General features: G+C 69.4%; 26 protein-coding genes and 1 tRNA gene. 15 read left to right on the top strand and 12 right to left on the bottom strand.

The genetic code is table 11. The annotated features are described in order from the left end of the window. Window positions 1-134: 134 nt before the first annotated feature. From ITJ67_RS03440 to ITJ67_RS03420, 5 genes are all read right to left on the bottom strand, one after another. Complete coding sequence (locus tag ITJ67_RS03440; protein WP_194676748.1) at window positions 135-1,826, bottom strand: ABC transporter permease; 1,692 nt, start codon at window positions 1,824-1,826, stop codon at window positions 135-137. A gap of 15 nt (window positions 1,827-1,841) precedes the next feature. Continuing rightward, the gene (locus ITJ67_RS03435) at window positions 1,842-2,885 is read right to left on the bottom strand and encodes an ABC transporter substrate-binding protein (protein ID WP_194676747.1); all 1,044 of its coding nucleotides are present in this window, start codon (window positions 2,883-2,885) and stop codon (window positions 1,842-1,844) included. Continuing rightward, the gene (locus ITJ67_RS03430; protein ID WP_194676746.1) at window positions 2,882-3,925 is read right to left on the bottom strand and encodes a metallophosphoesterase family protein; all 1,044 of its coding nucleotides are present in this window, start codon (window positions 3,923-3,925) and stop codon (window positions 2,882-2,884) included. Before ITJ67_RS03430 ends, ITJ67_RS03435 begins: the two co-directional genes overlap by 4 nt. Before the next feature lie 14 nt (window positions 3,926-3,939). Then, the gene (locus ITJ67_RS20140) at window positions 3,940-4,623 is read right to left on the bottom strand and encodes a tyrosine-protein phosphatase (protein WP_160075324.1); all 684 of its coding nucleotides are present in this window, start codon (window positions 4,621-4,623) and stop codon (window positions 3,940-3,942) included. A 941-nt stretch (window positions 4,624-5,564) separates the two neighbouring features. Beyond that, the gene (locus tag ITJ67_RS03420) at window positions 5,565-6,428 is read right to left on the bottom strand and encodes a MurR/RpiR family transcriptional regulator (RefSeq protein ID WP_194676745.1); all 864 of its coding nucleotides are present in this window, start codon (window positions 6,426-6,428) and stop codon (window positions 5,565-5,567) included. Between the two features lie 39 nt (window positions 6,429-6,467). Here ITJ67_RS03420 and ITJ67_RS03415 point away from each other — a divergent pair, with 39 nt between their 5' ends. Beyond that, window positions 6,468-7,448 (top strand): NAD(P)H-quinone oxidoreductase, encoded by a 981-nt coding sequence (locus tag ITJ67_RS03415; protein WP_194676744.1) that lies wholly within the window; start codon window positions 6,468-6,470, stop codon window positions 7,446-7,448. Between the two features lie 161 nt (window positions 7,449-7,609). Here ITJ67_RS03415 and ITJ67_RS03410 read toward each other — a convergent pair whose 3' ends face one another. Further along, window positions 7,610-8,074, bottom strand: a complete 465-nt coding sequence (locus tag ITJ67_RS03410; protein WP_160075317.1) for a DUF6892 domain-containing protein — start codon at window positions 8,072-8,074, stop codon at window positions 7,610-7,612. Between the two features lie 297 nt (window positions 8,075-8,371). Between ITJ67_RS03410 and ITJ67_RS03405 the strand changes: the two genes are divergently transcribed. From ITJ67_RS03405 to ITJ67_RS03395, 3 genes are all read left to right on the top strand, one after another. Continuing rightward, a complete protein-coding gene (locus ITJ67_RS03405; RefSeq protein ID WP_160075314.1) occupies window positions 8,372-8,770 on the top strand; it encodes a hypothetical protein in 399 nt (132 codons plus the stop codon). A 152-nt stretch (window positions 8,771-8,922) separates the two neighbouring features. After that, window positions 8,923-9,543, top strand: coding sequence for a DJ-1/PfpI family protein (locus tag ITJ67_RS03400; protein WP_194676743.1), 621 nt, complete (start codon window positions 8,923-8,925; stop codon window positions 9,541-9,543). Next, on the top strand, window positions 9,543-9,770 hold the full coding sequence (locus ITJ67_RS03395) for a DUF1272 domain-containing protein (RefSeq protein WP_194676742.1): 228 nt from the start codon (window positions 9,543-9,545) through the stop codon (window positions 9,768-9,770). The genes ITJ67_RS03400 and ITJ67_RS03395 overlap by 1 nt, the downstream gene beginning before the upstream one ends. A 57-nt stretch (window positions 9,771-9,827) precedes the next feature. Here the strand turns inward: ITJ67_RS03395 and ITJ67_RS03390 are convergent, their stop codons facing one another. Both ITJ67_RS03390 and ITJ67_RS03385 read right to left on the bottom strand, forming a co-directional pair. Next, window positions 9,828-10,877 (bottom strand): 2,3-butanediol dehydrogenase, encoded by a 1,050-nt coding sequence (locus ITJ67_RS03390; protein ID WP_160075309.1) that lies wholly within the window; start codon window positions 10,875-10,877, stop codon window positions 9,828-9,830. Then, window positions 10,874-11,683 (bottom strand): SDR family NAD(P)-dependent oxidoreductase, encoded by an 810-nt coding sequence (locus ITJ67_RS03385; protein ID WP_160075307.1) that lies wholly within the window; start codon window positions 11,681-11,683, stop codon window positions 10,874-10,876. The genes ITJ67_RS03390 and ITJ67_RS03385 overlap by 4 nt, the downstream gene beginning before the upstream one ends. A gap of 114 nt (window positions 11,684-11,797) precedes the next feature. Here ITJ67_RS03385 and ITJ67_RS19580 point away from each other — a divergent pair, with 114 nt between their 5' ends. Together ITJ67_RS19580 and ITJ67_RS03375 are read left to right on the top strand one after the other, a co-directional pair. After that, entirely contained in the window at window positions 11,798-12,397 is a 600-nt protein-coding gene (locus tag ITJ67_RS19580; protein ID WP_228502271.1) for a TetR/AcrR family transcriptional regulator, read from the top strand. A gap of 143 nt (window positions 12,398-12,540) precedes the next feature. Further along, complete coding sequence (locus tag ITJ67_RS03375; RefSeq protein ID WP_194676741.1) at window positions 12,541-14,001, top strand: NAD(P)/FAD-dependent oxidoreductase; 1,461 nt, start codon at window positions 12,541-12,543, stop codon at window positions 13,999-14,001. A 241-nt stretch (window positions 14,002-14,242) separates the two neighbouring features. Here the strand turns inward: ITJ67_RS03375 and ITJ67_RS03370 are convergent, their stop codons facing one another. Further along, complete coding sequence (locus tag ITJ67_RS03370; RefSeq protein ID WP_104244492.1) at window positions 14,243-14,557, bottom strand: heavy metal-binding domain-containing protein; 315 nt, start codon at window positions 14,555-14,557, stop codon at window positions 14,243-14,245. A 129-nt stretch (window positions 14,558-14,686) separates the two neighbouring features. Between ITJ67_RS03370 and ITJ67_RS03365 the strand changes: the two genes are divergently transcribed. After that, the gene (locus ITJ67_RS03365) at window positions 14,687-14,956 is read left to right on the top strand and encodes a hypothetical protein (protein WP_194676740.1); all 270 of its coding nucleotides are present in this window, start codon (window positions 14,687-14,689) and stop codon (window positions 14,954-14,956) included. Between the two features lie 259 nt (window positions 14,957-15,215). On the opposite strand, the gene ITJ67_RS03360 is transcribed toward ITJ67_RS03365, so the two are convergent. Next, a tRNA-Arg gene (locus ITJ67_RS03360) sits at window positions 15,216-15,288 on the bottom strand. A gap of 166 nt (window positions 15,289-15,454) precedes the next feature. On the opposite strand from ITJ67_RS03360, the gene ITJ67_RS03355 reads away from it, so the two are divergent. Both ITJ67_RS03355 and ITJ67_RS03350 read left to right on the top strand, forming a co-directional pair. Then, window positions 15,455-16,744: an MFS transporter gene (locus ITJ67_RS03355; protein WP_323741372.1), complete on the top strand. Its 1,290-nt coding sequence runs from the start codon at window positions 15,455-15,457 to the stop codon at window positions 16,742-16,744. Window positions 16,745-16,949: 205 nt separating this feature from the next. Then, window positions 16,950-17,627, top strand: a complete 678-nt coding sequence (locus ITJ67_RS03350) for an SRPBCC domain-containing protein (RefSeq protein WP_160075298.1) — start codon at window positions 16,950-16,952, stop codon at window positions 17,625-17,627. A gap of 739 nt (window positions 17,628-18,366) precedes the next feature. On the opposite strand, the gene soxR is transcribed toward ITJ67_RS03350, so the two are convergent. Beyond that, window positions 18,367-18,858, bottom strand: a complete 492-nt coding sequence (gene soxR / locus ITJ67_RS03345) for a redox-sensitive transcriptional activator SoxR (RefSeq protein ID WP_416362294.1) — start codon at window positions 18,856-18,858, stop codon at window positions 18,367-18,369. 115 nt (window positions 18,859-18,973) lie between these two features. Here soxR and ITJ67_RS03340 point away from each other — a divergent pair, with 115 nt between their 5' ends. From ITJ67_RS03340 to ITJ67_RS03315, 6 genes are all read left to right on the top strand, one after another. Then, window positions 18,974-19,513, top strand: a complete 540-nt coding sequence (locus tag ITJ67_RS03340) for a flavin reductase family protein (protein ID WP_194676738.1) — start codon at window positions 18,974-18,976, stop codon at window positions 19,511-19,513. Window positions 19,514-19,623: 110 nt separating this feature from the next. Then, window positions 19,624-20,247, top strand: a complete 624-nt coding sequence (locus ITJ67_RS03335) for a superoxide dismutase (protein WP_104332644.1) — start codon at window positions 19,624-19,626, stop codon at window positions 20,245-20,247. Between the two features lie 94 nt (window positions 20,248-20,341). Continuing rightward, window positions 20,342-21,112, top strand: a complete 771-nt coding sequence (locus tag ITJ67_RS03330) for an EI24 domain-containing protein (protein ID WP_194676737.1) — start codon at window positions 20,342-20,344, stop codon at window positions 21,110-21,112. 321 nt (window positions 21,113-21,433) lie between these two features. Next, the gene (locus ITJ67_RS03325; protein WP_160073116.1) at window positions 21,434-23,383 is read left to right on the top strand and encodes a beta-glucoside-specific PTS transporter subunit IIABC; all 1,950 of its coding nucleotides are present in this window, start codon (window positions 21,434-21,436) and stop codon (window positions 23,381-23,383) included. A 32-nt stretch (window positions 23,384-23,415) separates the two neighbouring features. Further along, window positions 23,416-24,849, top strand: coding sequence for a 6-phospho-beta-glucosidase (locus tag ITJ67_RS03320; protein WP_160073114.1), 1,434 nt, complete (start codon window positions 23,416-23,418; stop codon window positions 24,847-24,849). A 144-nt stretch (window positions 24,850-24,993) separates the two neighbouring features. Beyond that, window positions 24,994-25,932 (top strand): PRD domain-containing protein, encoded by a 939-nt coding sequence (locus ITJ67_RS03315; RefSeq protein WP_160073112.1) that lies wholly within the window; start codon window positions 24,994-24,996, stop codon window positions 25,930-25,932. Here the strand turns inward: ITJ67_RS03315 and ITJ67_RS03310 are convergent. Continuing rightward, window positions 25,929-26,774, bottom strand: coding sequence for a hypothetical protein (locus tag ITJ67_RS03310; protein WP_194676736.1), 846 nt, complete (start codon window positions 26,772-26,774; stop codon window positions 25,929-25,931). The two genes, ITJ67_RS03315 and ITJ67_RS03310, sit on opposite strands and share 4 nt — an antisense overlap. Window positions 26,775-26,840 lie beyond the last annotated feature (66 nt).

The raw sequence follows: 26,840 nt of genomic DNA, 5'->3' as shown, positions 1-26,840 counted from the left end.
GGGAGAGCGACTGGCGCTGGGAGCGCAACCGGCGCGGGACTGGAGCGAGATTGGCACTGGGCTGGAGCGGGACAGGAGCGAGGGATGGGTGAGGCAGGCGCCAGCGAGGCAGGCGCTGTCGAGACCGAGCGGTGCTACTTCGGCGCCCGCGTGGCGATGCCGATGACGGCGACACCGAGGAGCGCCACGATGAGCGACAGCGCGGCCGCCGTGTTGAATGCGCCCGCCTGCTGCAGGTTGAAGATCGCGACGCCGAGGGTCTGCGAACCCGGTGAGAGGAGCAGCACGGAGAGCGTCAGCTCACGCACCGCGGTGACGGCGACGAGCACCGCCCCGGAGATCGCGGCCGGCGCTGCCATGCGGCTCGAGATGTCGAAGAGGGCGCGCATCCGCCCGGCTCCGCCGATCCTCGCGGCCTCCTCGGCACTCGCCGGGGTGCTCGCGAGCGGCGCCGCCACGGCCTGCACGACCAGCGCCGTGAACGACGTGATGTAGGCGCACAGGATGAGCCACGGCGTGTTGAAGAGGCCGATGTGCGGTGCGAGGACAAGCCACGCGACGGCGATGACGATGCCGGGAACCGCCTGCGGCAGCATGGCGAGCGCCCGCAGCGGGCCGCTGCCGCGCATCCGCGTTCGGGTGGCGAGCACCGCGATGCCGAGGCCGAGGAGCCCGCAGACGAGGCCCGCGAGCACTGCCAGCATCACCGAGTTCGTGGCCCCCTTGACGGCGTTGGCCGAGGTCACGGCCTTCACGACGTTGTCGAGCGTCAGGTTCTCCGGAGTGAAGGCGAGGCCGGGCGCTCGGAGCAGCGACTGCTGCAGCAGGGCGAGCAGCGGCAGTACCGTGACGGCGAGCACAAGCACCCACGTCACCACGGAAGTGGGGATGCGCCCCCGCCCGAGCGGCAGGAGCTGCGGCGCCGACGAGGACGAGTCGAGCTCCCAGCGACTCCTGCCGATGACGAAGTCGACGACAAGCGCCGCGAGGGCGAGCACCAGCAGGACGACCCCGATGGTCGCGACGACCGCGAGCGGCTCATCGACGGTGCCCGACTGCAGGTAGCGGTAGACGAGCGTCGCGAGGGTCGTGTACTGCTCGGGGAGGCCGATGATGGAGGGGATCCCGAAGTCGGCGAGGTTACCGACGGCGATGAGCACGAACGACGACAGCAGTGCGGGCCGCAGCAGCGGCAGCGTGATCGTGAAGACGCTGCGCGCCGGGCTGGCCCCGGCGATGCGCGCCGCCTGCTCGAGGTCGGACGGCACCCGGCGCAGGGCGGCCGAGACGATGAGCATCGCGATCGGGTAGCTGTGCACCGTGAGGAGCAGGATCACCCCGTCGGCACCGTAGATCGACCAGAGCGGACCGCCGAACGCCTGCGTCCACCACAGGTTCACGGGGCTCGTCGGGCCCGCGATGCCGAGCCACGCGATCGCGCCCACGAACGGCGGCACGAGCAGCGGCGTGAGCGCGAGGAGACGCAGGCCTCGGCGACCGGCGAGGTCGGTGCGGTCGAGCAGCACCGCGAGCGCCGTGCCGACCGCGACGGCACCGAGCGCGGATGCGCCCGCCGACACGAGGCTGTTCGTGGCGGCCTCGACGACGTCGGCCTGCCAGAGGACGTGCAGCTGCGACCCGCCGGCCGCGAGCACGAGGATGGCGCCGATGGGCACGAGGACAACGGCGGCGACGGCGACCCAGAGCGACAGCGACAGCCCGTGCACCCCGTCGAGCTTGGCCCGGCCCGAGTTCCGGGGTGCCGCGGAGGCGGTGCCGCTGCTGACAGCGGCACCGCCCCCGGGTGTTATTGCGAGTGTGCTCATGAGAGGGACAGCGTGCTACAGGAACAGCGTGCGGAACTTCTCGACCGCGGCGTCCTGGCTGGCGCGGATGGTCTCGAGCTCCGGGGAGAGGATCGTGATCTCATCCACCGCCGGGGCACCCTCCGGGGTTCCGACGTCAGCGCGCACCGGCAGGTACGACTGGCTGACGGCGAGCTCCTGGCCCTCCGCGCTCACGAGGAAGTCGACGAACGCCTTCGAGGCGGCCTCCTCCTCGGTGTTCGCGAAGATGCCGACGGGCTGCGACACGTACGGCACGCCTTCCGTCGGGTAGGAGACGGCGATGGGCGAGCCCTGGGCGGCGAGCTCGCGGGCCAGGTAGTCGACGACGATCCCGACGGGCTGCGCGCCCGTCGCGATGGCCTGGGAGACGGGGCCGTTGCTGTCGGCGATCACGGGCTCGTTCGCGGCGAGGTCCGTCAGCCACTGCTCGCCGAGCGCCGGCTCGTCGAGCCACACGGCGGCGTTGTAGGCGGCCGCGCCCGACACATCCGGGTTCGGCATGACGAGCTTGTTCGCGTACTCCGCGTCGGTGAGCTCAGCCCACGACGTCGGCGGCTCGGTGACGAGGCCCGTGTTGTAGGCGATGACGGTCGGGATGATGCGCGTGCCCGTGTAGTAGCCCTCGGGGTCGACGACGTCCTGGTTGAGCGACTCGACGTCGGTCGGCGAGTACTGCAGCAGCAGCTCGTCGGCGGCATAGTCCTCGAAGGTGCCCGCGTCGGCAGCGAGGAACACGTCGGCCTGCACTCCACCCGAGGCCTGCTCGGTCGCGACGCGCGTCGTGAGGTCGCCCGTGCCGGCACGGAATACCTCGACCGTGACCTCCGGGTGGATCTCGGTGAACGCCGCGACGAGCGCATCCGCCTTCTCCTGCGGCTCTGACGTGTAGAGGGTGATGGTGGCGGCTTCGAGCGCGGAGGACGCTGAGGGGGCGGCGTCGCCGCTCGCCGCGGTGCTCGGGGAGCTCGCGCAGCCGGCGAGGAGGACACCGGCGAGGCCGAAGGCCGCGAGCGCGGCTGGGGTGCGGAGGGAGTTCATGATGACCTAACTGTTCGAGGGGAGAGCGGGTCTGCGGGGGAAGGGCTGAGGGTGAAGAGCGGGGAGGGATGCTCGACGGCGACGCTGGAGGCGCTGACGCCGTCCGGCGTGAGGTGCACGAGCGAGAACATCGAGCGGTCGAAGCCGCTGACCGTTCCGGGTTCTGCGTCCATCACCTGGTGGTAGGCGAGCGCAGGCCCGACGGAGACGTGCACGCCCCGCATGGTGGCGGCGAGCGGATGGTGGAAGTGGCCGGACAGGATCATCCGGACGTCGGTGCCCTCGACGATGTCGAGGAAGTCTGCCGCGTCGCCGAGTCCGGCGCGGGCGAGCATCGGCAGCGGGGACCCGAGCGGCGGGTGGTGCATGACGACGATCGAGCCGGAGCCGAACGGCTGCGCGAGCTCCGCGTCGAGCCACGCGAGCTGCTCCGCGCCCAGGTGCCCGGGAGACGAGTCGAGCAGCACGAAGCGCCACTCGCCGACGCGCACGGCCCGCGGCACGGCAGTTTGTGGCACAGCAATTTGTGGCACAGCTTGTGGCACAGCGGTTTCGGGCGTCGCGGCGTCGGGCACGGCTCCGCCGGGCAGGTGCCCGTGGGTCACGGCTCCGTCGGTCACGGCTCCGTCGGGCATGGCGTGCCCGGGCAGGATTCGCGCCGCGTCCCGGTCGTCGTGGTTGCCGAGCACCGTGAGCACTGGCACGCCCCACGCCGCTTCGAGCTCGAGGAGCGCCTCGCGGAGCGCCGGGTAGGCGCCCTCGTTGCGGCGTTCGATGAGGTCCCCGCTGATCACGATGACCTCCGGGGTGATGCCTGCCGCTCTCGCGTAGTCGCTGGCCGCGTGCATCCGTCGAATGCCGTCGACCGCCCCGTAGAGGGGTGCGCCGACCGTGGCGTGCACGTCGCTCAGGTGGAGCACCGTGGTGCGGTTCTGCGCCGCGCCGATCGCTTCGGCGCCTGTGCCTGCGCTCGTCTCGGCGTTCACGTTCGTCGCGGCGCCTGCGTTCGCCTCGGCGTTCACGTTCGTCGCGGTGCTCACGTGCACGTCAGCCCTCACGACCGAACCGAGGCCGCCTGCGCGGCTTTGCTGCGCAGGGCGAGCACCTGCTCGTCGGTGAGCCCGTGGCGGCGCAGGTACGCTTCGGCGCCACCGAGCTCGCGGATGATGGCGAGCGCGTGCTCGAGGGCTTCCGGCGGGCTGTCGAGGTGCAGGCGGAGGATCTCATCGCGCTGGGCTGCGGGGTAGGCGGCGGCGACGGCGAGCGCGTACGGCTCGCGCACGGAGCGGACCTCAACACCGGACAGCGCGTAGTCGGCCACAACGTCGGCCTCGCTCGCACCGCCCACGAGCTGGGCGAGGGCGACGACGAGCCCCGTGCGGTCCTTGCCGGCCGTGCAGTGGACGAGCACACCGCGTTCCGCGTTGGCGAGCACCGCGACGGCCTCGGCGAGCGCACCTCCCCGACCCCGGAGGAGCGTCTCGTAGATGTCCTCGAGGCGACCCGCGACGGGCGGCTCGCTGCCGTACAGGGGCACTTGGCGAACCGGAACGCCGTGCCCGCGCTCACCGGACTCGGCGCGCTCGCGGAGATCGAGGATGAGCGAGACGCCCAGGGCGCGCAGCGCCGCCTCGCCGTCGGCGGCGAGCGCATCCGGTGATCCGGCGCGCACGATCCAGGGTGACGTCGTGCTGGCTGCGCGGGCATTGAACAGCCCGTCGATCTCGATTGCCCTCACGAGCACCTCCCGTTGCGTTGAATCCGGCCCGTTACATTGATTCCGCAGAGCCTGGAACGTTGTTACATCGGGAGTGTGACGAGCGAGGGTGAACGCGCGGTGACGAGCGTCGAGCGTGCGGATGAACTCCGGGAGACGAGTGCGCGCAAGGGCGACCTCGGGTACTCGACCGCGAAAGCAGGGGAGAACGGTCAGGTCGCGCGTTGCTGTGCGGCCCGGCGCGGCCCGGCGCGGCGCGGCGCGGCGCGGCGCGGCGCGGCCCGGCCCGGCCCGGCGCGCCGCGGCCCGGCGCCAGTGACGTGACGTGGCGTCGTTCCGCTGCTTCAGGCGGGCACGGCGTGGCCCCGTCTGTGTCTGCGTCCGCGTCTGCGTCTGCGTCTGCGTCTGCGTCTGCGCCTGCGTCTGCGTCTGCGCCTGCGCCTGCGTCCGCGTCCGCGTCTGCATCCACAACCAACGGGCTGTGCGGGCTTTTCGCAACCGTGATGGGTTTTTACCCATCACCGGTCACCGAAACCCCGCACGCGCCTCCGCAGAACCCATCACGGTTGCGAAAACCCCGCACGCATCGACTCCACGCATCGACTCGACCCCTTGGAACCCAGCCGGCACGACGCGGCGCGGGAGATCGCGACGCGAGAGATCCCGACGCGAGAGATCCCGACGCGAGAGATCCCGACGCGAGAGATCCCGACGCGAGAGATCCCGACGCGAGAGCGCGACGCGACAGCGCTCGGCACGAGAGACGTCGACGCGAGAGGGCTGCCATGCGCCGGGATTGCGGGCGCGAGCGCACCTCGCAGGTCAGCCCTCGAAGGTCAGTCGTCGGCGGTCAGTCGTCGCAGGTCAGTCGTCGCAGGTCAGTCGTCGCAGGTCAGTCGTCGCAGGTCAGGCCTCGAAGGTCAGGCCTCGCAGATCACCCCTCGGAGGTCAGTCTTCGCAGGTCAGTCTTCGGAGAGCGCGTCGGCCACGACGTGCCGCATGCCGACGACCTCGTCGCCACCGATGAGCTCCGACAAAGCGGAGTGGAACGCGTGGAGCACGATCGTGTGGCCGAGCCGCGCGAGGAACGGATCGATGTCGTGGGCGGTGCCCGCGGGTCCGGTCGTCACGACCACGTCGGCGACCCGTCCGAGCGGCGAGCGCGCGTAGCTCGTGACCAGGACCACGGTGGCCCCCTGCGCACTCGCAGCCTCGGCGGCCCGCAGCGACTGCACGTTCGCGCCGGAGTAGCTGAGGGTGAGGCACACATCGCCGCTCGAGAGCGAGCGCACCGCGAACTGCTGCGCCAGCGCATCCACGGGAGCTTCGACAGTGTGACCGAGCGTGCTCAGTCGCATCGCGAAGTCCTGCAGCGGGGGCCCCGAGAAGCCGCTGCCGACGAGCACGATGCGGCGGGCACCGCGGAGCACCTCGACGGCTGCACCGATGCGCTCAGGGTCGACGCTCTCCTGCGCGAGCCGGACCGCGTCGATCGCATCGTCGAACGTGCTCGCCTCACGTGCAGCCCCCTGCTCGCGCGGGGCGAGCGGAGCCGATCGGGCGAGGTCGAGGCGAAGATGCTGGAAGCCTCGGAAGCCGAGGCTCTGGCAGGCGCGGATGACCGTGGCCGCCGACGTGCCCGCGGCGTCCGCGAGCTCCGCCGTCGACCACTCCACGATCTCGTCTGGCCTGGCGAGCACCATCTGCGCGACCTTGCGCTCGCTCGGGCCGAGGGCGGCGGATGCGGCGCGCACGCGGGCAAGCACGCTCAGCTCCGGGCGGGTCACGCCCCGCAGCCGCTCTGGATCGTGCACTGGCCCTGACATGAGACGGAGGGTACACGTCCGCGTGAAACACTGACCACCATGCGTGCAATCACGGTTCCAACCCCCGGCGGGCCAGACGCCCTCGTCCTCTCCGATGTCGACGAGCCGACCCCCGGGCCCTTCGAGGTCATCATCGATGTCGCAGCTGCCGGCGTGAATCGCGCCGACGTCGCGCAACGCGAAGGCAAATACCCCTCCCCGGATGGCGCCCCAGCCTGGCCAGGTCTCGAGGTGAGCGGAACCGTCGTCGAGATCGGAGCATCCGTCACCGCGTGGAAGGTCGGAGACTACGTCGTCGCGCTCCTCCCCGGCGGCGGCTACGCCGACCGGGTCGCGGTCGACGAGGGCCTCGTGCTCCCCAAGCCGCGGCGAGTCGACCTCGTCGAAGCCGCCGGCCTCCCCGAAGCCGTCGCGACCGTCTGGTCGAACCTCTTCATGAGCGCTGGCCTCGAAGCAGGCGAGACGCTCCTCGTTCACGGCGGCACGAGCGGGGTCGGCACGATCGCCATCCAGCTCGCGACCGCCCTCGGAGTGACCGTCTACGCCACCGCCGGCACGCCCGAGAAGGTCGCCATGACGGAGCAGCTCGGCGCGACCCGAGGCATCAACTACCGCGACGAGGACTTCGTCGACGTCATCGCGCAAGCCACGGGAGGCCGCGGCGTCGACGTCGTGCTCGACATGATCGGCGGCGACTACCTCGCCCGAGACGTCAACGCGCTCGCCACCGGCGGCCGGATCATGGTCATCGCGGCGCAGGGCGGCAACGAAGCGACCATCAACGTCGGCCGCCTCATGCAGAAGCGCGGCCGCATCTGGGGCACGACCCTGCGCGCCCGCCCCCTGGAAGAGCGGCGTGCGATCATCGCGCAGGTGCGCGAGCATGTGTGGCCGCTCGTCGAGGCCGGCAAGGTGCGCCCCCTCCTCGACACCGTCGAGACCCTCGACTTCACGCATCGAGCACACCAGCGCATGGAGTCCGGCGAGCACATCGGCAAGATCCTCCTCGCCGTGCGCTGACCGGCGCGCCGGACCCGAGGCTGATCCGCCCGCGCGCCCTGGCCGATGCTCATCCACCGATGCGGAGCGGCAGACGTGCACTGGCCGACACCTGCCGAGCGGCGTTCATCCACCGGTGCGCGCAGGCCGACCCCCATCGGCCGGTGCGCGCTGGCCGATGCTCAGAGCAGCTGCGCGTCGATGCCCTTCCGGCGGAGCCCCTCGATGACCTCGTCGTCGACCCCGAGCAGGGTCATCGACGTGAGGTTCGGGAAATGGCGGGTGTCGGTGAAGTCGGCGATGTCGAAGGTCGAGTCGTCGCCGCCCCACTGCGGGACGATCTCCAGATAGATGTCGTTCCCGCCATCCTGGTAGAGCTCCTCGACGCTCGGCGCGTATTCGCTGGGCACGGGCAGCGAGCGGAAGTACTCGAGCACCTCGGGGATCGGCTCGGTGATCTCCTGCGAGAGGTCGATCTCACGGTCGACGTGCTCTTCGAGGAAGTCCGCGAGCACGAACTGCGGAGTCAGCAGCTCCTGCTCGTACATCAGCTCCTGGATGACGGCGAGCTTGAAGTTGAGGTCGGCGAACTCGATCGCCTCGCTGGGCAGGTCGCCGGCGGGCTGGGTCTTGGTGGAATCGCTCATGCGAGCCATGCTGGCGGAAGCACTTGAGCGTCCGCCGAGATGCCCAGGACGGACTTGTGGTCGCTACGATCGCCGATTGACGACCACAGCTCACTTCTCGACTTGGCGAGCGGGACGCGAGGCGACCCGGCGAGCGGGACGTGGAGGCGGAGGTGCGGGCACCGGGGCACCGGGGCACCGATGTTGGCCGCTTTCGCGTTGTTCCGCAGGCGATGCGGGAGAGACCCCGCAGCACGTTCTCGAACGCTCGCGAGGAGAATAGAGTCCACGGCATCGACATCGATTCCGGGGGGTCCCATGTGCCGAGTTGCAGGCGAAGGCCGCAGGTCCGAAGCCGACTACGACCACATCGTGGAGGCCGACTCTCTGCCGAGGCCAAGATCCGGAGACACGTGGACGCGTGAGCGCGGCTACGCGGTGAAGGTGACCGACGACGACTGGCTGTTCTTCGCGAACCTCGCCGCCGCGTATACGTTCGGCCGCGCCGGCCACATGTCGGCGCGGTCCACGAGCTGGTCCGTGCGGGAAGCGGTCGACGAGATCAAGTTCGACGAGCTGACGGGGCGCGAGGTGCGCACCCTGCATCTGCTCTTCGGGGCGGACCACGCGAATCGCAGCGCAGCGAGCGACCGGGAGCTGCTCACCAGCTTCGTCGCGGGGGCCAGCGACGGCCCAGCGTCGCCGCTCTTCTCGTAGGCGTATCTGCTCAGAGGCCTCCTCGCCCGGAGGCCCCTGCTCAGAACGCTCCCGACTCGGACATATCCCTCGAAGGCGGCTCCTCTCGGGGCAACCGTCGCCGGACGCCGCAATCTGGCACAGAACGATCATCGTCCTGCGAGAATGCGGACATGCCTGAAGCGAAGCGTCGCATCTCCGTTGTCCTATTCGAGGGGTTCGAGCTCCTCGACGTGTTCGGCCCGGTGGAGCTGTTCCGGCTCGACCCGTCGCTCTTCGACGTCGAGCTGATCGCACCGCACGCTGGGCCGGTGCGCAGCTCGCAGGGACCGGAGGTCATCGCGACCAGCAGCTTCGCCGATGCCGCGCACCCCGACATCGTGCTCGTCCCTGGTGGGCAGGGCACGCGCGCCCTCGCCGCAGACGCCGGGTTCCTTGGTTGGCTCGCAGAGTGGGCGGCGGATGCGCGCCTCGTGACGTCCGTCTGCACGGGTTCCGCGCTGCTCGCGGCGGCCGGTCTGCTCGACGGGTTCCGGGCGACCTCCAACAAGCGGGCGTTCGCATGGGCGGCGTCGCACGGCACCTCCGTCGAGTGGGTCCCGCAGGCCCGCTGGGTCGAAGACGGCACCCGGTGGACGTCCTCCGGCGTCGCCGCGGGAATGGACATGACCGCCGCCATCATCGCCTCCATCCACGGCGCTGAGGTTGCGGCGCGGGTCGGCGACGCTGCCGAACTCGACGTGCACACGGACGCGAGCTGGGACCCGTTCGCCGAGAAGAACGGACTCGTCTGATGGCCCTCGAGCTGCGCCCGAACTGCGAACGCTGCGACGTCGACCTGCCCCCGCACGCTGAGGCGTACATCTGCACCTTCGAGTGCACCTGGTGCTGCGACTGCGTGGCCACGTTCGAGGGGCGGGCGTGCCCGAACTGCGGCGGCAACCTCGAGCGTCGCCCCGTGCGCCCGGCCTCGAAGCTCGCCGCGAACCCGCCGAGCACCGTTCGGGTGCACGGCGGGTAGCGACGCGTCTCCCGACGCTCCGGTCAGGCCAGCACGAGCGCTAGGCCCTCACGAGGGTTAGGCCCTCACGAGCACCTTCATGCCCTTGCCCGCTCGGAGGCTCGCGATCGCCCCGACCACGTCGTCGACGGCGACATCGTCGACCCAGCCGTCAGCCGTGTATCCGCCAGCCGCCATCGCGGCGATGACCGCGTCGAAGTCGCTCTGCAGGTAGGCGAGGGTGCCCACGATCGCCGTCTCGCCCATGACGAGCTGCGTCGGCAGGAAATCCATGGGCCGCTCGTGGATGGCGACGACCACGACGCGCCCACCAGGAGTCAGGTTCGCGAGCGAGGCCGCGACAGCTGGCCCGACTCCGGCGGCGTCGAAGGCGACATCCACGCCATCCCCGCCCGTGAGCTCCGCGACCCGAGCCGAGAGGTCCTCCGTCGTCGGGTCGACGAGGTTCGCCGCTCCGACCCCGGCGATCGCAGACCGGCGGCCCTCGCTCGGCTCGGACACGATGACCGTCTCGACGCCCTTGGCGCGCAGCGCGAACCACACGCCGATGCCGATCGGGCCGGCACCCGAGATGAGCGCCGTCTGCCCAGCCTGCACGCCGCTCTGCTCGACCGCGTGCCATGCGACCGCCATCGGCTCGACGAGCGCCCCCAGGCGCAGGTCGACGTTCTCGGGGAGCACGTGCAGCTTGCTCGCATCCACCGTCGTGAACTCGGCCATGCCCCCACCGTGCGAGGAGAGGCCGTGGAAGCCGATCTTCGTGCACACGTTCGGCTTGCCGCGCCGGCAGGCCGCGCACTCGCCGCACGCGTAGATTGGCCATACCGCGACGCGGTCGCCGAGCTGCACCGAGTCGACGCCCTCGCCGAGCTCGACGACGGTTCCGGAGAACTCGTGGCCCAGGATCTGCGGCGGCAGCGAACCCGTGACGGGGTGCGGATGCTCGAAGTCGAGGCCCGAGCTCTCCGGCGCGTAGTAGACGTGCAGGTCGGAGCCGCAGATGCCGGCGTACGCGTTGCGCAGCTTCACCTGGCCTGGGCCGGGCGTGGGTTCGGCGACCTCCTCGACCCGCACGTCCTCCTTGCCGTGGAACACCGCCGCCTTCATGCGAGGAACTTCCGCAGGTCGGGGTAGCCGGTCGTCGACCAGGCGCCGTCGACGACCAGGTTGTCGCCGGAGATGTAGGAGGCGTCGTCGCTCGCGAGGAACAGCGCGGCCGATGCGATTTCCTCCGGCTGCGCGGCGCGACGGAAGGGGATGCGCTCGTCGTATGCCTCCTGCACGCCGGGAATGTCGGTGAGGCCCTTCGTGAGTGGCGTCGCGACGAGGCCGGGCGAGACGGCGTTCACGCGGATGCCGTGCTCGCCGAGCTCGAGCGCCGCCTGCTTCGTGAGCATGACGGCCGCGGCCTTGGAAGCCGTGTAGCCGACACCGAAGTGCATCGGCACAAGCGAATTGAGGGAGGCGACGTTGACGATCGACCCAGGCTTGCCCTCTGCGAGGAACTGGCGGGCCGCGAGGCGGGTGCCGTTGAAGGCGCTGTAGAGGTTGAGGCGGACCGTGAAGTCCCAGTCGGCGAACGAGATGTCGGTGAGGGTGCCCGAGCGGGAGCCTCCCGCGACGTTGAAGAGAGCGTCCAGCGTGCCGAACTTCTCGATCGTCTCGGCGATCAGGCCTGCGAAGTCGTCCTCGTCGGTCACGTCGGTGCGGCGGCCGATGACGTTGCCACCGAAGGTCTCGCCTGCTGCGGCGACGAGCTCGGCGTTGATGTCGGCGACGACGACACTGGCGCCTTCGGCGACGAGGCGCTCCGTGATCTTCGCCCCGATGCCCGAAACGCCTCCCGTGACGATCGCGACCTTGCCGGCGAATCGGCCTGCGCCGGTTGCGGTCGTGTCTGCTGCTTGCGACATTGCTCACTCCGTTCTGCCCGCCGTCGTTGGCGTGCGGTTCCAGCGTACGCCGGTTATCAGGCACCTGTCAGATAGTTTGCTGTGGGCGCACCCTGCACCCCATAAGGTGGGCGGATGGACCCGCGTCAGGCACGAACACGCGCCGCCCTCCGCGCCGCGATCTACGAGCTCGCGGCCGCGCAGCCCATCGCCGATGTCACCGTGGCGCAAGTCGCCAGAGCCGCCGGTATCACGCGCGACACCTTCTACCGGCACGCGCCGACACCGGAGCACCTCCTCGCGGCCTTCCTGGGCGAGGAGATCGACACCCTCATGGCGCCCCTCGAATCACTGCCGGCCAGCAGTGGCAGCGAGCTCAGCGTCTTCGACGAACCAGAGCGCGAGCTCCTGCGGCACGTCGCACGCCACGCGAAGATCTACCGCAACGCCATGTCGCCGCGACTCACCGGGGCCGTCCGCGACACCCTCGTCGACCGCATCGAGACCGGCCTCCGCACGCACCTCGACCGCCACCCCGAGATCGCGCCGACAGCCCAGCCCGGCATCGACCGCGAACGCCACGCGCGCCTCCTCATTGCCTACGCCGGTGGAGGCACCGTCAGCGCCATCGAGGAGTGGCTCCGGTCCGGGGAGCTCGATGACGTGGATGCTGCGGCCCGCACGATCATCGCCGCCTCCCCCGACTGGTGGCTCGGTCGGGGTCAGTACACCTAGGCGGGTATGAGCCGCGGATGAGCGGCCGGCAGCGACCCCATGTTCGACGACGCTGTTTCCTGAGCGTGGCAGCAGGCTGGGAGTTGCGTGACCATGCCCCGGTGACGGGTCCGCGACGCCGCCCGGCGGCTAGCGTCGCTCTGATGACCACCACCTCGAACGGCGACGCCCAGCCAACGAAGCAGTCAGTGAAACAGTCAGCAAAACAGACTGCGCAGCAGTCAGCAAAACAGACTGCGCAGCAGGCGACGCTCACCACATACCGTGTGCTCGTCATCGGCGGCGGAAACGCGGGCCTCTCCGTCGCGGGCCGGCTGCAGCGAGCCGGCATCCCCGACATCACCGTCATCGAGCCGCGCGTCAACCACGTCTACCAGCCCATGCTCTCGCACGTCGCCGGCGGCACCGCCAGGGCGAGCCAGGCGACTCGACCGCAGGCGGACGTCATGCCGCCGGGAGTGACACTCCTCCGCGACGCCGTCGCCTCCGTCGACCCCGAGACCTCATCGCTGGTCCTCGAATCCGGCCGACGAGTCGGCTACGAGCACCTCATCGTCTGCCCGGGCATCGTGCAGGACTGGGATGCGGTCCCCGGCCTGCGCGCAGCCCTCCAGTCGCCGAGCGTCGCATCAAGCTATGAGATCGGGCTCGCCGACAAGACCTCGCACCTCCTCCGCGACCTGCGTGAAGGCACCGCCGTGTTCGTGCAGGCTCCCGAGCCTGCCTCGTTCGCCGGCGCCATCCAGAAGCCCATGTACCTGGCGTGCGACTACTGGCGCGCACGAGGCGTGCTCGACCGCATTCGGGTCGTGCTGGTCCTGCCGGACGCGACGCCGCTCGGCGTGCCCGAGATCGACGCGGAGCTCGAGCGCAAGGTCGCCGAATACGGCATCGAGGTGCGCCGCGAGTCGCGACTCAGCGAGGTGGTCGCCGACAGCAGCACCGCGGTCATCGACAGGGCGGCTGTCGGTACGGCGGCGATCGGTACGGCGGCGATCGATACAGGGGGTATCGGAGCAGGGGCCCACAGCCCAGCGGCCGCGAACCCCGCGGCTAGCAGCCCGGCGGCCGCGAGCCCGGCAGCGGAAACTGGCGCCGCGTTCGACGTCGAAGGCGAGTCCGAGCGCATCCACTACGACGCCCTTGTCGTGGAACCCCCGCAGCGAGCTCCCGCTTGGATCGCCGAGGCGGGTCTCGCCGCGGCGGCACCTCCAATGGACAGCGAGGGGGGATTCGTCGACGTGAACGGGCGCACCCTGCAGCACCGGCGCTACCCGAACGTGTGGTCGCTTGGCGACGCCGCCGTCTCGGGGAGCCAGCGCTCCGGCGGGGCGCTGCGGAAGCAGACGAAGGCCCTCGCCGAGAACCTCGCCGGCGTGCTCGGCGGACAGGCCGCGCGGAGCGAGTACGACGGCTACACCGTCGCCCCGTTCACCGTCTCGCGCTCGAGCGTGGTCTTCGCGGAGTTCGACGCCGACGGGCAGCAGCGCCCAAGTGTCCCCTTCTGGAAGGGGCTCGCGCGCGAGCGTCGGCTCACCTGGGTCTTCGACCGACGCGTGCTGCCGTGGGTCTACTGGAACCTCATCCTCAAGGGCCGCGCGTAGCTGAAAGGCGATTCGCGCGAGGGGGCTGCTCGGACGCAGGACGGGGGCAGAGGCAGCTGGCCGGCATAGCAGAGCAGGGCAGGGCAGGGCAGGGCAGGGCAGAGCAGGGGGCAGCTGGCCTGCAGAGCAGGGGCACCAGGCCGGCAGGCCAGGCAGGATCAGAGGCGGGGCATCAGGCCCAAGGACAAGGGCGGGGGCACCAGGCCGAGCCCCTGGCAGGCCCAGCCGGGCCCTGCCGGGCTCAGGCGATGACGACGGCCGTACCGTAGGCGACGATCTCCTGGTAGTTCTGGTCGATCTCGTTCGAGTCGTAGCGCATCGCGACGACGGCATTCGCACCAGCCGCCTCCGCTGCCGCCTTGAGGCGAGCCACGGCTTCCGCGCGGGCCTGCTCGAGCTGCGTCGTGAGGCCCTTCAGCTCGCCGCCGCCGAGCGACTTGAACCCGGCCGCGAACTGCGCGCCGATGTTCCGCGAGCGCACGGTGAGGCCCGAGACCTCGCCGATGACGCTCGAGATGGATGTGCCGGGAACGTCATTGGTCGTCACGATGATCATGAGGGAACGCTACCGAATCCGGGCCCCCACGGGAAGGACGCGGAGGACCCCGCCGGCTCGTGCGGAAGGCTCGCTTGGGAGGCTGGCTTGGGGCTCGCTTGGTGGGGCTCGTGTGGCAGGCTCGAGAGCATGAAGCGTGCGCTTGCCATCGTCACCGTCGTGCTTGGGCTCAGCCTCGCCGCCCTCGCGACTGCCGCCGCCTTCGGTCCAACCGGCGCCTTCGCGACTACCGACCCGGGCACTGCCCACCCGGGCACGGCCGATTTCCTCGTAAGCCTCGGTTACGCCGGTCTCATGCTGGCGCCCGCGAGTGCGCTCGTGCTCCTTGTCCTGGGCCTGATCACCCTCGTGCGCATCGCACGCGCGGACGCGTCAGCCAACCGGGCCGCACGACGTTGACCGCCCTCGCGCCGTCCAGCAGGGAATGCGCACGCCCGCGCTGGCGGGCGGCCTGCGCAAGCGGGCACAGGCAGGGATACGAGGACGGGGACATCCGCACACAGAGACAGAAAAGCGACAAGAGACAGAAAAGCAAGGGACAGAATCAAAGCCTGCGACATTCCCACGGCGGCAAACAAAAAAGGCCCGCTTTCGCGAGCCTTTCCTGCATCTGTCTCAACACAGAGCTTCGTACTCGAGCCCTGAAGCTCTGGTACCGTGCGCCCGAAGGGATTCGAACCCCTAACCTTCTGATCCGTAGTCAGATGCTCTATCCGTTGAGCTACGGGCGCCCAGTCTTTCGCTTGCGCGATTGACCAGGGGATAGCTTACACACGACCCCGGCGCACCGCAAACCCGGCGGGTCGCCCGCCATTTCGGGCAAGACCACGAACGATCCGCGCGCGCCCATGCAGACGCACAATGCTCGGTCGAAACCCCCGGAGTACCCTCGAACGAGTGACCCCTGACCGCGCCAGCACCCCGAAGCCCCCATCCACAGGCAACCCCTGGCTCGGACACCTCGGCGGGTCCCGCGATTACCGACGCATTCAACTCGCGATGCTCTGCGCGGGGTTCGCGACGTTCGCGCAGCTCTACGCCCCGCAGGCGCTGCTGCCCGAGATCTCGACGACCTTCGCGATCGACCCCGCGACGGCGGCGCTCATGGTGTCGATGGGCACCCTCGGCGTTGCCATCTCCGTCCTGCCCTGGTCGATAGCAGCCGACCGGATGGGGCGCGTCCGCGCCATCACGATCTCCATCTCGAGCGCCACCGTGCTCGGGCTGCTCATGATCCTCATGCCGAGCTTCGAGCTGGCCCTCGCGCTGCGGCTCCTCGAGGGACTCGCGCTCGGCGGTGTTCCCGCCTGCGCCATCGCCTACCTCAACGAGGAGCTGCACCCCACGGCCGCAGCGGGAGCAGCCGGCACCTTCGTCGCCGGCAACACCCTCGGCGGCCTCGGCGGCCGCATCGTGCCGACCCCCGTCGCCGAGCTCCTCGACTGGCGGCTCGGCCTCCTCACCGTGTCCCTCATCTCCGTCGCCATGGCGGCGCTCTTCATCTGGCTCATCCCCAAGCCGCGCGGGTTCGCCCCGCTTGCAAAGCACGCAGGCGGAACCCTCGGCGCGAGCATCGGCCGCGCCTGGAAGGCCATCGCCGCGCACCTCTCCAGCACCAGGATGCTCGGCCTCTTCGCGCAGGGTTTCTTTCTCATGGGCGGATTCGTCGCCGTCTACAACTTCCTCGGCTTCCACCTCACCCAGTCGCCCTACTTCCTCCCCGTCTGGCTCGTGTCGCTCGTCTTCGTCACCTACCTCGCCGGCTCGTTTTCCTCGCCCTTCATCGCACGCCTCGCCGGTCGCCATGGACGCAAGGTCGTGCTCCTCGCATCCACCGCCGTCTCCCTCGGCGGCCTCGCGCTCACCCTCGCGCCGCAACTGTGGCTCGTCATCACCGGCCTCGCCATCTTCACGGCCGCGTTCTTCGGCGCGCACTCCGTCGCCGTCGGCTGGGCCGGCGCCTACCCGACCCGTGGCCGCGCCCAGGCAACCGCGCTCTACAACCTCGGCTACTACGGCGGGTCGAGCATCTTCGGCTTCCTCGGCGGCGTCTTCTTCCAGCACTTCGACTGGCCGGGCGTCATCTGGATGGTCGGGGGCCTCACGATCATCGCCGGGCTCCTCGCCCTCTTCCTGCTCCCTTGGAGGGGTGAGACCGCCGCCACCCAGGCGGTTCGCGTCCCCTGACGCGCCCGACGCGCGGCGTCGTCGCACGTCCGCAACCGCAACTTCACGTAATCGTCACAGGCAACCCCGCGCGGGGCCTGCCAAGGTGAACGCCGAAGTGCGACGCTAGGAGCGCGCGCACACGCGCCCCACGCACGCGGCACCACTCACCCTGCACGCTGCCCCAACCCCGCATCCCGCCAGCACCGACACAGAAGGAGGGCACATGACGAAGGCGCCCACCTCTACCAGCACTTCGACCTTCGACAGCGCGACCCAGCTGGCCGCCGTCACCCGTTCGGTGCGGATGCAGGAACTCGACGGCCACGACGGCTTCGTCATCACCCTCACGCAGACGTTCGCCGCGAAGCGCAGCTCGCTGTGGTCGGCGGCCACCGAGATCGCCCGCCTCGCCCAGTGGTTCGCGCCCGTCGACGGCAGCCTCCGCCAGGGCGGCACCTACCAGATCCAGGACAACGCGCACGGGCACATCACCGGCTGCCACGCCCCGGACTCGTTCACGCTGACCTGGGAATACGACGGTGAGCACACGCACATCGAGGCCCATTTCACGAAGGTCGACGAGACCCACGCCACACTCACCCTCGAGCACCACTCCCCGACCGACGAGGACACCTGGCCGAAGTTCGGCGTCGGCGCGACCGGGGTCGGCTGGGACCTGAGCTTCGCGAGCCTCGCCCACCACCTCGAGGCTGGCGCGACCGTCCCCCTCGAGACGACCTCGTGGGTGCGCGGCGACGACGCGAGGAACTTCCTCATGCTGAGCGCCGAATCGTGGGCGGATGCCTCCATCGCGGCTGGCTCGGACGAGGCAGACGCTCGCGCCGCGCAGAAGCGCACCACCGACGCCTACCTCGACGGCCTCGACGCGGCAGACGCCTGAGCTTCGACGACCCCACCGCCGCAGACCCGAGACCCGCAGCTCGCAGCTCGCAGCTCCCCTCCGGCGCCCAGAGCTGACTTATGGTCGCCATTCCGGGCCCGAAACGACCACAAGTCAGCCCTGGGCCGCGGAGAGTCGCGGGGACAGCGGAGGGGTTGCGCAGGATCGGGCAGGTGGACGGACGGGCCGGCGCGGCAGGGCGGGCGCCGCGGGCAGCACTCAAGCGAGGCAGAGAGCTCCGACTCCCCTCAACCCCCTCCAACTCCCCGCTCACCCCGCGCTGCCCCGCACTGCTGCGCAGTCCAAAGCTGACTTGTGGTCGCCATTCCGGGCCCGAAACGACCACAAGTCAGCCCTGGGCGGCGGAGGGTCGCGGGCACAGCGGAGGGGTTGCGCAGGATCGGGCAGGTGGACGGACGGGCCGGCGCGGCAGGGCGGGCGCCGCGGGCAGCACTCAAGCGAGGCGGAGAGGTCCGACTCCCCCACTCCCCTCCTCCACTCCCCGCTCACCCCGCACTGCTACGCAGCCCAAAGCTGACTTATGGTCGCCACCCCGGGCCCAAAACGACCACAAGTCAGCCCTGGGCCGCGGAGGGTCGCGGGCACAGCGGAGGGGTTGCGCAGGGGCGGGCAGGTGGACGCGAGGGGTGGGCGGGTGGGGCGGGCAGGTGGACGCGAGGCGCGGCAGAGGCGGGCAGGTGGGCGCGAGGGGCGCACGGGCGACGCGCGCGGGCGGGGCTCAGTCGAGGCGGCGAGGGCCGGCTCCTCCGCCGGCGAGGGCATCGTCGGGGTTGAGGAGGCCGCAGGCCTTCATCGACAGGCAGCCGCAGCCGATGCATCCCATGAGCTCGTGCTCGAGGCGCTCGATACCGCGCCGCCGCTCCTCGAGCGTCCGCTTCCACCGCCGCGAAGCGCGCTGCCAGTCCTCCTGGCTGGGCGTCGCGTCGCGCGGCAGGTCGGCAAACGCATCCTGCACGTCAGACAGGGGGATACCGAGGCGCTTCGCGACCGAGATGAGTGAGACCCGCCGAATCATGTGGCGGGCGTACCGACGCTGGTTGCCGGCAGTGCGAACCGCGGCGATGAGCTCGAGCTCCTCGTAGAAGCGCAGCGCGGATGCGGCGACGCCCGTCCGACGCACCATGTCGCTCACCGTGAGCAGCTCGTCGGAGATGTGCGGCTGCCCCTGGGCCAGATCGAGCGCCTCTGTGTCCTTGCGTGTCTCGCTCACAGTGAAATCCCACCGTTCGAATTGACTTCAACCTTACTTTAGGTTCTAGCCTCGAAGAGGAAACGCACACGCAACTCCGATCACCGTCCTCCAGAACAGGCAGAGAGCCCACTCGATGACAGAACCCGCCCCCGAGGCACCAGTCCCAGCGGCGTTGGCCCAAGCAGCGCTGGCCGAAGAGTTCAAGGCCGCCTTCAGGGAGCACCCCGCAGCCGTCGCCATCATCGCGGCCCAGACCGCGAACGGCCCCGTCGGCCTCACCGCGTCGAGCGTGAGCTCCGTGGCCGTCGACCCGGCCACGCTCTCGTTCTCCGTGACGCGGGCAACCGGCAGCGCCGGAGGACTCCTCGAAGCTGGCGACGTCACCGTGAACCTCCTCAGCCACGAGCAGGAGCAGATCGCCCTCGACTTCGCCCGCAGCGGCGCCCCCCGCTTCACCCCGGAACAGGGCTGGGACCACTTCCCCACTGGAGAGCCCTTCCTCCCCGAGGCTCGGGAGACGCTCCGCTGCCGCATCGCCAGCACCGTCAAGGTCGGCGGCTCGACCATCGTGCTCGCCGAGGTCCTCGAGGTCCTGCACGGCAGCACCGTCCCGCCGCTCATGTACCAGAACCGCCGCTTCGGCCGCCTCGACGCCGCCACGTTCGACGACTGAACCGGCGGCTGAACCCGGCCCCACCCCGCGACCGAATCCGCGATTCGAACGCCCCTCACACCATCCGAACTCACCGATACCGAAGAACACGACAGAAAGAGGGTCACACCATGACCGCATACACCCTTCCCGACCTGGCCTACGACTACTCCGCCCTCGCCCCGAGCATCAGCGGCGAGATCATGGAGCTGCACCACTCGAAGCACCACGCCACCTACGTGAAGGGCGCGAACACGGCGCTCGAGCAGCTCGCCGAGGCCCGCGAGAGCGGCAACCTCGCCAACGTGAACAAGCTCGAGAAGGACCTCGCGTTCAACCTCGGCGGCCACGTCAACCACTCCATCTTCTGGACCAACCTCTCCCCCAACGGCGGCGGCCAGGCAACTGGCTCGCTCGCCACGGCGATCGACGAGCAGTTCGGCTCCTTCGACGCGTTCGTCGCGCAGTTCACCGCAGTGGCGCTCGGCGTGCAGGGCTCCGGCTGGGCAGTCCTCGCCTACGACGTGCTCGGCGAGCAGCTCGCGATCTTCCAGCTCTTCGACCAGCAGGGCAACGTGCCGTTCGGGCTCGTCCCGCTGCTCATGCTCGACGTCTGGGAGCACGCCTACTACCTCGACTACCGCAACGTTCGCGCCGACTACATCAAGGCGTTCTGGAACATCGCGAACTGGGAGAACGTGCAGCAGCGCTACGACGCCGCAACGACGAAGACCAACGGCCTCATCACGCTCTAGGTCCTCCTCGCTCGAACCGCACACCTCCTGAGGCGCGGCGGGGGAACGGATGCACGCATCCGCTTCCCTGCCGCGCCTCAGTAGTCTCGGTGGCATGATCGGGCAGTTCTTCTCAGGCGTCAGCGCGCTCTTCCAGGGCTTCGGGTACTGGAAGACGAAGCCGCATCTGATGCTGCTCGGGCTCATCCCGGCGCTCATCGTCTTCCTGCTCGTGGGCGCCGCCCTCGTCACGCTCCTGTTCTTCGTCGACGACCTCGTCGAGTGGGCCACCCCTTGGGCGGCGGCGTGGGACGAGGTGTGGCGCAACATCCTGCGCATCGGCTTCATGACCCTCATCGTCGCGGGTGGCGTCTTCCTGTCGATCACGACGTTCACCGCGATCACGCTGACCGTCGGCGATCCGTTCTACGAGCGCATCTGGCTGTCCGTCGAGCGCGACCTCGGCGACGAGAACCCGGGCGAGGGACTCGGGCTCCTCGCGGCCGCCAGAGGCAGCCTGTGGCTCGTCGGCATGGGCATCCTCGCGGCCATCGTCGTCGCCATCGTGGGCGTCATCCCGCTCATCGGCTCGGTCGCCGCGGCGGTCGTGGGCGTCACGCTCAACGGGACGGTCCTGTCGCGCGAGCTCACCGGCAGGGCACTGGATGCGCGCCGACTGCTCGGGGAGCAGCGCGCCTCCGTCATCCGCGGGAACCGGGCGCAGCTGCTCGGCTTCGGCGTTGCGACGCAACTCTGCTTCATGGTGCCCGGCGGGGCCGTCTTCACGATGCCTGCCGCCGTCGCCGGCTCGACGGTGCTGGCTCGCCGCCTGCTCGACGAGCGTGGGCTGACCCGCGCAGGCTCTGCCGCGAGCGCGGAGCAGTAGCTTCAGGGCGAAAACGCCCCGAAATGGGCAGGCACTGCCCCTCCACGCCACGGCCTGGGCCAGCAGATCGAAGCGGCGGCTTGGAGCACCTGACCCGCACTTGCCGAATCGGCGGGGATGCGGTTAGAGTTCGAGGCGACTGCGGGCCTGTTACTCAGCGAGGCAAGAACCCACGTCACAGCTCCCGAGTGGAGCTGACGCAACGCACTGCAAGCATTGCTGCTCCGCAGGGCGTGGACCTCGCTATCTGTTCTTGCACCGTCATGTCGTCAGGCTCTCTGCTCGGGAACGTCCCCATCCCAAGCATCAATGGAGAATGCCATGGCTGAAGCAGTCCGCAACTATCCCAGGCTGGCAGGCGAGATCGTCGATCTCGTCGGCGGCGAGAAGAACATCCAGTCGGCGTCGCACTGCGCGACGAGGCTCCGCCTGGTCCTGAACGACACCCCTGCGGGTGCCAAGGACAAGGTCGCCGCCCTCCCCGGCGTCATCACGGTCGTCGAGGCCGGAGGCCAGTTCCAGGTCGTCATCGGGTCGCACGTCGGCGAGGTGCACGAGGCACTCATGTCGAACGCCAAGATCTCCAACACCACGCCAGCCTCGACGGCACACAAGCCGTCCATCCTGAACCGCGTCATTGCGACCATGTCGGCCGTCTTCGCCCCGTTCGTGTACATCCTCGCCTCGGCGGGCCTCCTGCAGGGCTCGCTCATCATCACGCGCATGATCTGGCCGGCCTTCGAGGGCACTGGCACCGACCTGGTGCTCACGTTCATCTCCTGGACGCCGTTCGCGTTCCTCCCGATCTTCATCGCCATCACCGCGTCGAAGCACTTCAAGGTCAACACCTACATCGCGGTGCTCTGCGCCGCCGCGATCATGAACCCCGACTGGGCTGCCCTCGCGGGCCGCATCGAGGGCGGCGAGACCATCGACTTCCTCGGCATCGCCCTCAACTCGACGACGTACTCGTCGTCCGTGCTGCCCCCGCTGATCCTCGTCTGGGTGCTCTCCTACCTCGAGCGCTTCCTCAACAAGTACCTCCGCGGCGTCGCGCAGGCCCTCCTCGTGCCGCTCATCTCGGCCGTCGTCATGGTGCCGCTCGTGCTCCTCGTCATCGGCCCGCTCTCCGCGGCCGGCGCATCGGGCGTCGCCAACGGCTACAACTGGCTCGTCGAGATCGCCCCGGCGGTCGCTGCCGGGCTCATCGGCGCCTTCTGGCAGGTCGCTGTCATCTTCGGCGTCCACTGGGGTGTCACGCCGTTCGTGCTCGACAACTTCGACCGCTTCGGGCAGGACTCCTTCCAGGCGTTCCAGACCGCGGCCGTCATCGCGCAGGTCGGTGCCGCCTTCGGCGTGTTCCTCAAGACCCGCAACAAGGAGATGCGCGGCGTCTCCGGCTCCGCAGCCGTCACCGGCATCTTCGGCATCACCGAGCCCGCGATCTACGGCGTCACGCTTCGCCTCAAGCGCCCGTTCCTCCTCGCCTGCATCGCAGGCGCCATCGGCGCGATCACCATCTCGTTCTTCGGCTCGCGCTACTACGCCTACGCGGGCCTCCCGGGCATGCTGACCATCGTCAACTCGGTCAGCCCCGACAACCCCAACTCCATCATCGGCATGATCGTCGGATGCGCGGTGGCGTTCTTCGGCGCTGCAGCACTCGTCTACTTCATCGGCTTCAAGGACGTCGTGGCCGAGAACCTCCCCACCGACGACCTCGACCAGGCCCGCCCCACCGACCCAGAGCAGAACGCTCGCTTCGAAGCTGCCCTCGCGGCAGCATCCAGCACGCGCGTCGTCGCCAGCCCACTCGAAGGGCAGGTGCTGACCCTCGCCGAGGTGCCGGACGAGGTCTTCTCCGCTGGCGTCATGGGGTCGGGGGCGGCCATCGACCCGGCCGGGCATCAGGTCTTCGCACCGTTCGAGGGCAAGGTCGTCTCGGTCTTCCCTTCGAAGCACGCGATCGGCCTCATCTCCACCGAGGGAGTCGAGGTGCTCATCCACGTCGGCATCGACACCGTCCAGCTGAACGGCCAGCACTTCACGGCGCACGTCGCCGAGGGCGCCGAGGTGAAGCAGGGTGACCTGCTCCTCGAGTTCGACGCCGTCGCCATCAAGGCCGAGGGATACTCCCTCATCACGCCCGTCCTCATCACCAACTCCGGCAGCTACGACGAGGTCGTCGCGACCGGTGCGGGAGCGGTCGCCGCCGGCGACCAGCTCGCCGTCGCCGTCGCAACCGCATCCGCGTCCGCCGCCAGCAACTGACACGACCACAGACGAGAAAGGAACTCATGACCATGAGCAGACTCCCGAACGACTTCCTCTGGGGCGGCGCCGTCGCAGCACACCAGCTCGAGGGTGGGTGGGATGCAGACGGCAAGGGACCGAGCGTCGTCGACGTCCTCACCGCCGGCGAGCACGGCGTACCCCGCCGCATCACCGACTCCGTCGAGGCTGGCGAGTTCTACCCGAACCACGAGGCCATCGACCACTACCACCGTTACCGTGAGGACATCGCGCTGCTGGCCGAGATGGGTCTCAAGTGCTTCCGCACGTCCATCCAGTGGACCCGCATCTTCCCCAACGGCGACGAGCTCGAGCCGAACGAGGCCGGCCTGGCGTTCTACGACGACCTCTTCGACGAGCTGCTGAAGCACGGCATCGAGCCGGTCGTCACGCTCTCGCACTTCGAGGTGCCCCTGCACCTCGCCCGCGAGTACGGCGGATTCCGCAACCGTGCGCTCGTGGGGTTCTTCGAGCGCTTCGCAAAGGTCTGCTTCGAGCGCTACGCGACGAAGGTCAAGTACTGGATGACCTTCAATGAGATCAACAACCAGCTCGACACCCGCAACGAGCTGTTCCTGTGGACCAACTCGGGTGTCCTCCTCACCCCGGAGGACGACCCGCGCGAGGTCGTGCTGCAGGTCGCGCACAACGAGCTCCTCGCCTCGGCCCTCGCTGTGAAGGCCGGCCACGACGTCGACCCGAAGCTGCAGATCGGCGGCATGATCTCGCACGTGCCGATCTACCCATATTCCTGCAACCCGGCCGACGTGCTCGAGGCGCAGATCTCCAGCCGCGACCGCTTCCTGTTCCCCGACGTGCACGTGCGTGGCCACTACCCGGCCTACGCCGTGCGCGAGCGTGAACGTGAGGGCTACGACATCGGCTGGCAGGACGGCGACGCGGAGATCCTCGCGGCAGGCACGGTCGACTACCTCGGCTTCAGCTACTACATGTCGACCGTCGCGAAGGCCGACGTGCAGAACGACGAGAAGATCTTCAACGGCGGCCTCGCGAACTCGGTCCCGAACCCCTACGTCACGGCAAGCGACTGGGGGTGGCAGATCGACCCGGTCGGCCTGCGCTACGCCCTCAACGTGCTCACGGAACGCTACGAGCTGCCGCTCTTCATCGTCGAGAACGGCTTCGGCGCGATCGACGTCGTGAACGAAGATGGCTCCATCGACGACGACGCGCGCATCGAGTACCTGAAAGCGCACATCGAGCAGGTCGAGCTGGCCGTCTCCGAAGACGGCGTCGACCTCATGGGCTACACGCCGTGGGGCATCATCGATGTCGTCTCGTTCACGACCGGCGAGATGAAGAAGCGCTACGGGATGATCTACGTCGACCGCGACAACGCCGGCAACGGCACCATGGAGCGTTCGAAGAAGAAGTCGTTCGACTGGTACGCGGGCGTCATCAGCGCCAACGGCACCGGAATCTGAGGCGGCTCCTGGGGGCTCCGCGCTTCGGGACCCCCAGGAGACCCACCCGGGCTGCGTCCAAGCGGACGTAGTCTTCATGTGCGCGCAGATCAGTGCGGCGCACCTATCCGCGCGCCGCGGCTCAGGAGAAGGAGGGGAAACCCGATGACGAAGACGCAGACAGGGACCCTACTGCGGGTGTTGAACAACAACGCCGTCATGGTCGACTCCGCGGGAGACCGCGTCATCCTGCTCGGGCGCGGCATCGGCTTCGGCAAGCGCCTCGGAGACGCCGTGGACCTGGGGGCAGCGACCGAGTCCTTCTCCCCGTCGACGGCACTCGAGCTCCGTCAGCTCGCGGACTTCGCGCGCGAGATCCCTCTCGAGGTCTTCCGAGTCGCACGCCGCGCAGTCGACCACGCCGAGACGGTCGGAGACGTTCGGCCGAGCCAGGCGCTCCTGCTCTCCGTCGCTGATCACCTTCACTTCGCGGTCGTCCGCGCGCAGACGGGGCTCCGCGTCGATTTCCCGCTGAAGTGGGAGATCGCCCAGCTGTACCCGCGCGAGACGGAGCTCGGCCACGCGACGGTTCGCTTCGCGAACGAGGAGCTCGGTGTCGATTCGTCTATCGACGCCGACGAGGCCACCGCGTTCGCCATGCACTTCGTGAACGCGCAGTTCGCGAAGTCCGACACTTCGCAGACCGTCGCCATGACGAAGACGCTGCAGAGCGTGGTCGACGTCGTCACGGAGACGCTCGGGGCGGATGCGACTGCCGACCCCACGAACGTGGCCCGCTTCGTCACCCATCTCCGGTACCTCTACGCGCGGATGACGACCCGGACCCAGCTGAGCAGTGCTCCCCCGCAGCTGTTCACGGCCATCCGCGACTCATACCCCGAGATCGTCGCGACGAGCGACCGCGTGCGCGGCATCATCGAAGCCCAGGGCGGCGAGCTCAGCGAGGCTGAGGTCTGCTACCTCGAGATCCATCTCGCGCGCCTCTCAACGAGCGGACGCGAACCGCAGGCCGCCCCGACCCCCGAGGGTGAGACGACCGACGGCTCAGCCCCACCCTCCTCCGGAGTGCCAGACGCGAGCTAGCAGGCGGCCCGGCGCTCGACCCGCAGACCGGTGACGAAGATCGTCTGGTCGTTGTCGGTGTTCACCGTGTTGTTCGTGGTTCCCAGCGTGTACCCGAGGTTGAAGTAGCGCACCGTGAACGAGCGCACGGGGCCGGCGAAGACGACGTCGACCTGGCCACCGGGGGCGTCCTCGTTCTTGTTGCCGTCGACCGAGTTGAACCAGGGGCTCGCGGCGGTCCCGGCACCCGTGACCGTGGAGCCGCTCGGGATCGAGAACGTCCTCGGTGCCGCGGACTCGAGAACTACACCGTCGAGGAAGTCGCGAGTGAGGCCGTTCCCCGCTCGCCAGAGCCGATCGATGTCGGTGATGGAGAACCGCACGTTGTAGAGGTCCTCGGCGAAGGTGAAGACGACGGTCTGGAAGTCGTTGGCAGACGGCTGCGTCAGGGCGTTCGCGCCGTTGAACTGGTTGATCTGGTAGCCGCGCTGGCCGATGCCGCCGACGTTCTGCGCCGAGACGGTGCCGTCGTTCGTCTCTGCCCGCATGTTGCCGCTGAAGGTGTGCCGCACCGTGGCGCTGATGTTGGGCGTCGTGGGGCGGGTCGAGTTCTGCGGGCGGAACACGGCCGTGCGGTCGAGGGTCGAGGATGCGCCGAGGGTGGCCGCGGTGCCCGTCACGGTCGCGAGTCCCCAGTTGATGCCGACGTCGGGGTCGACGCACAGCGTGGAGGCGGCGGAGAGGGGAGCCGCGATGACTGTGGCCACGACCGGCGCCGACCAGGCGGCTGCGGTGAGCAGGGTGCGGCGGGTGGTCGTCGTGGGGGTTGCGGCGACGTTGCTGGACTCGGGGGAGGTGTTCATTGCGCGACTTTCTGGGTTCCGAAAATTGGGCACACGAGCGAGCACCGCATGGGAGTGCGGTGCTGC

The sequence above is a fragment of the Pseudoclavibacter sp. VKM Ac-2867 genome, assembly GCF_015351275.1.
GTDB lineage: Bacteria > Actinomycetota > Actinomycetes > Actinomycetales > Microbacteriaceae > Pseudoclavibacter.
This window is presented reverse-complemented; position numbering and strand designations above follow the sequence as displayed.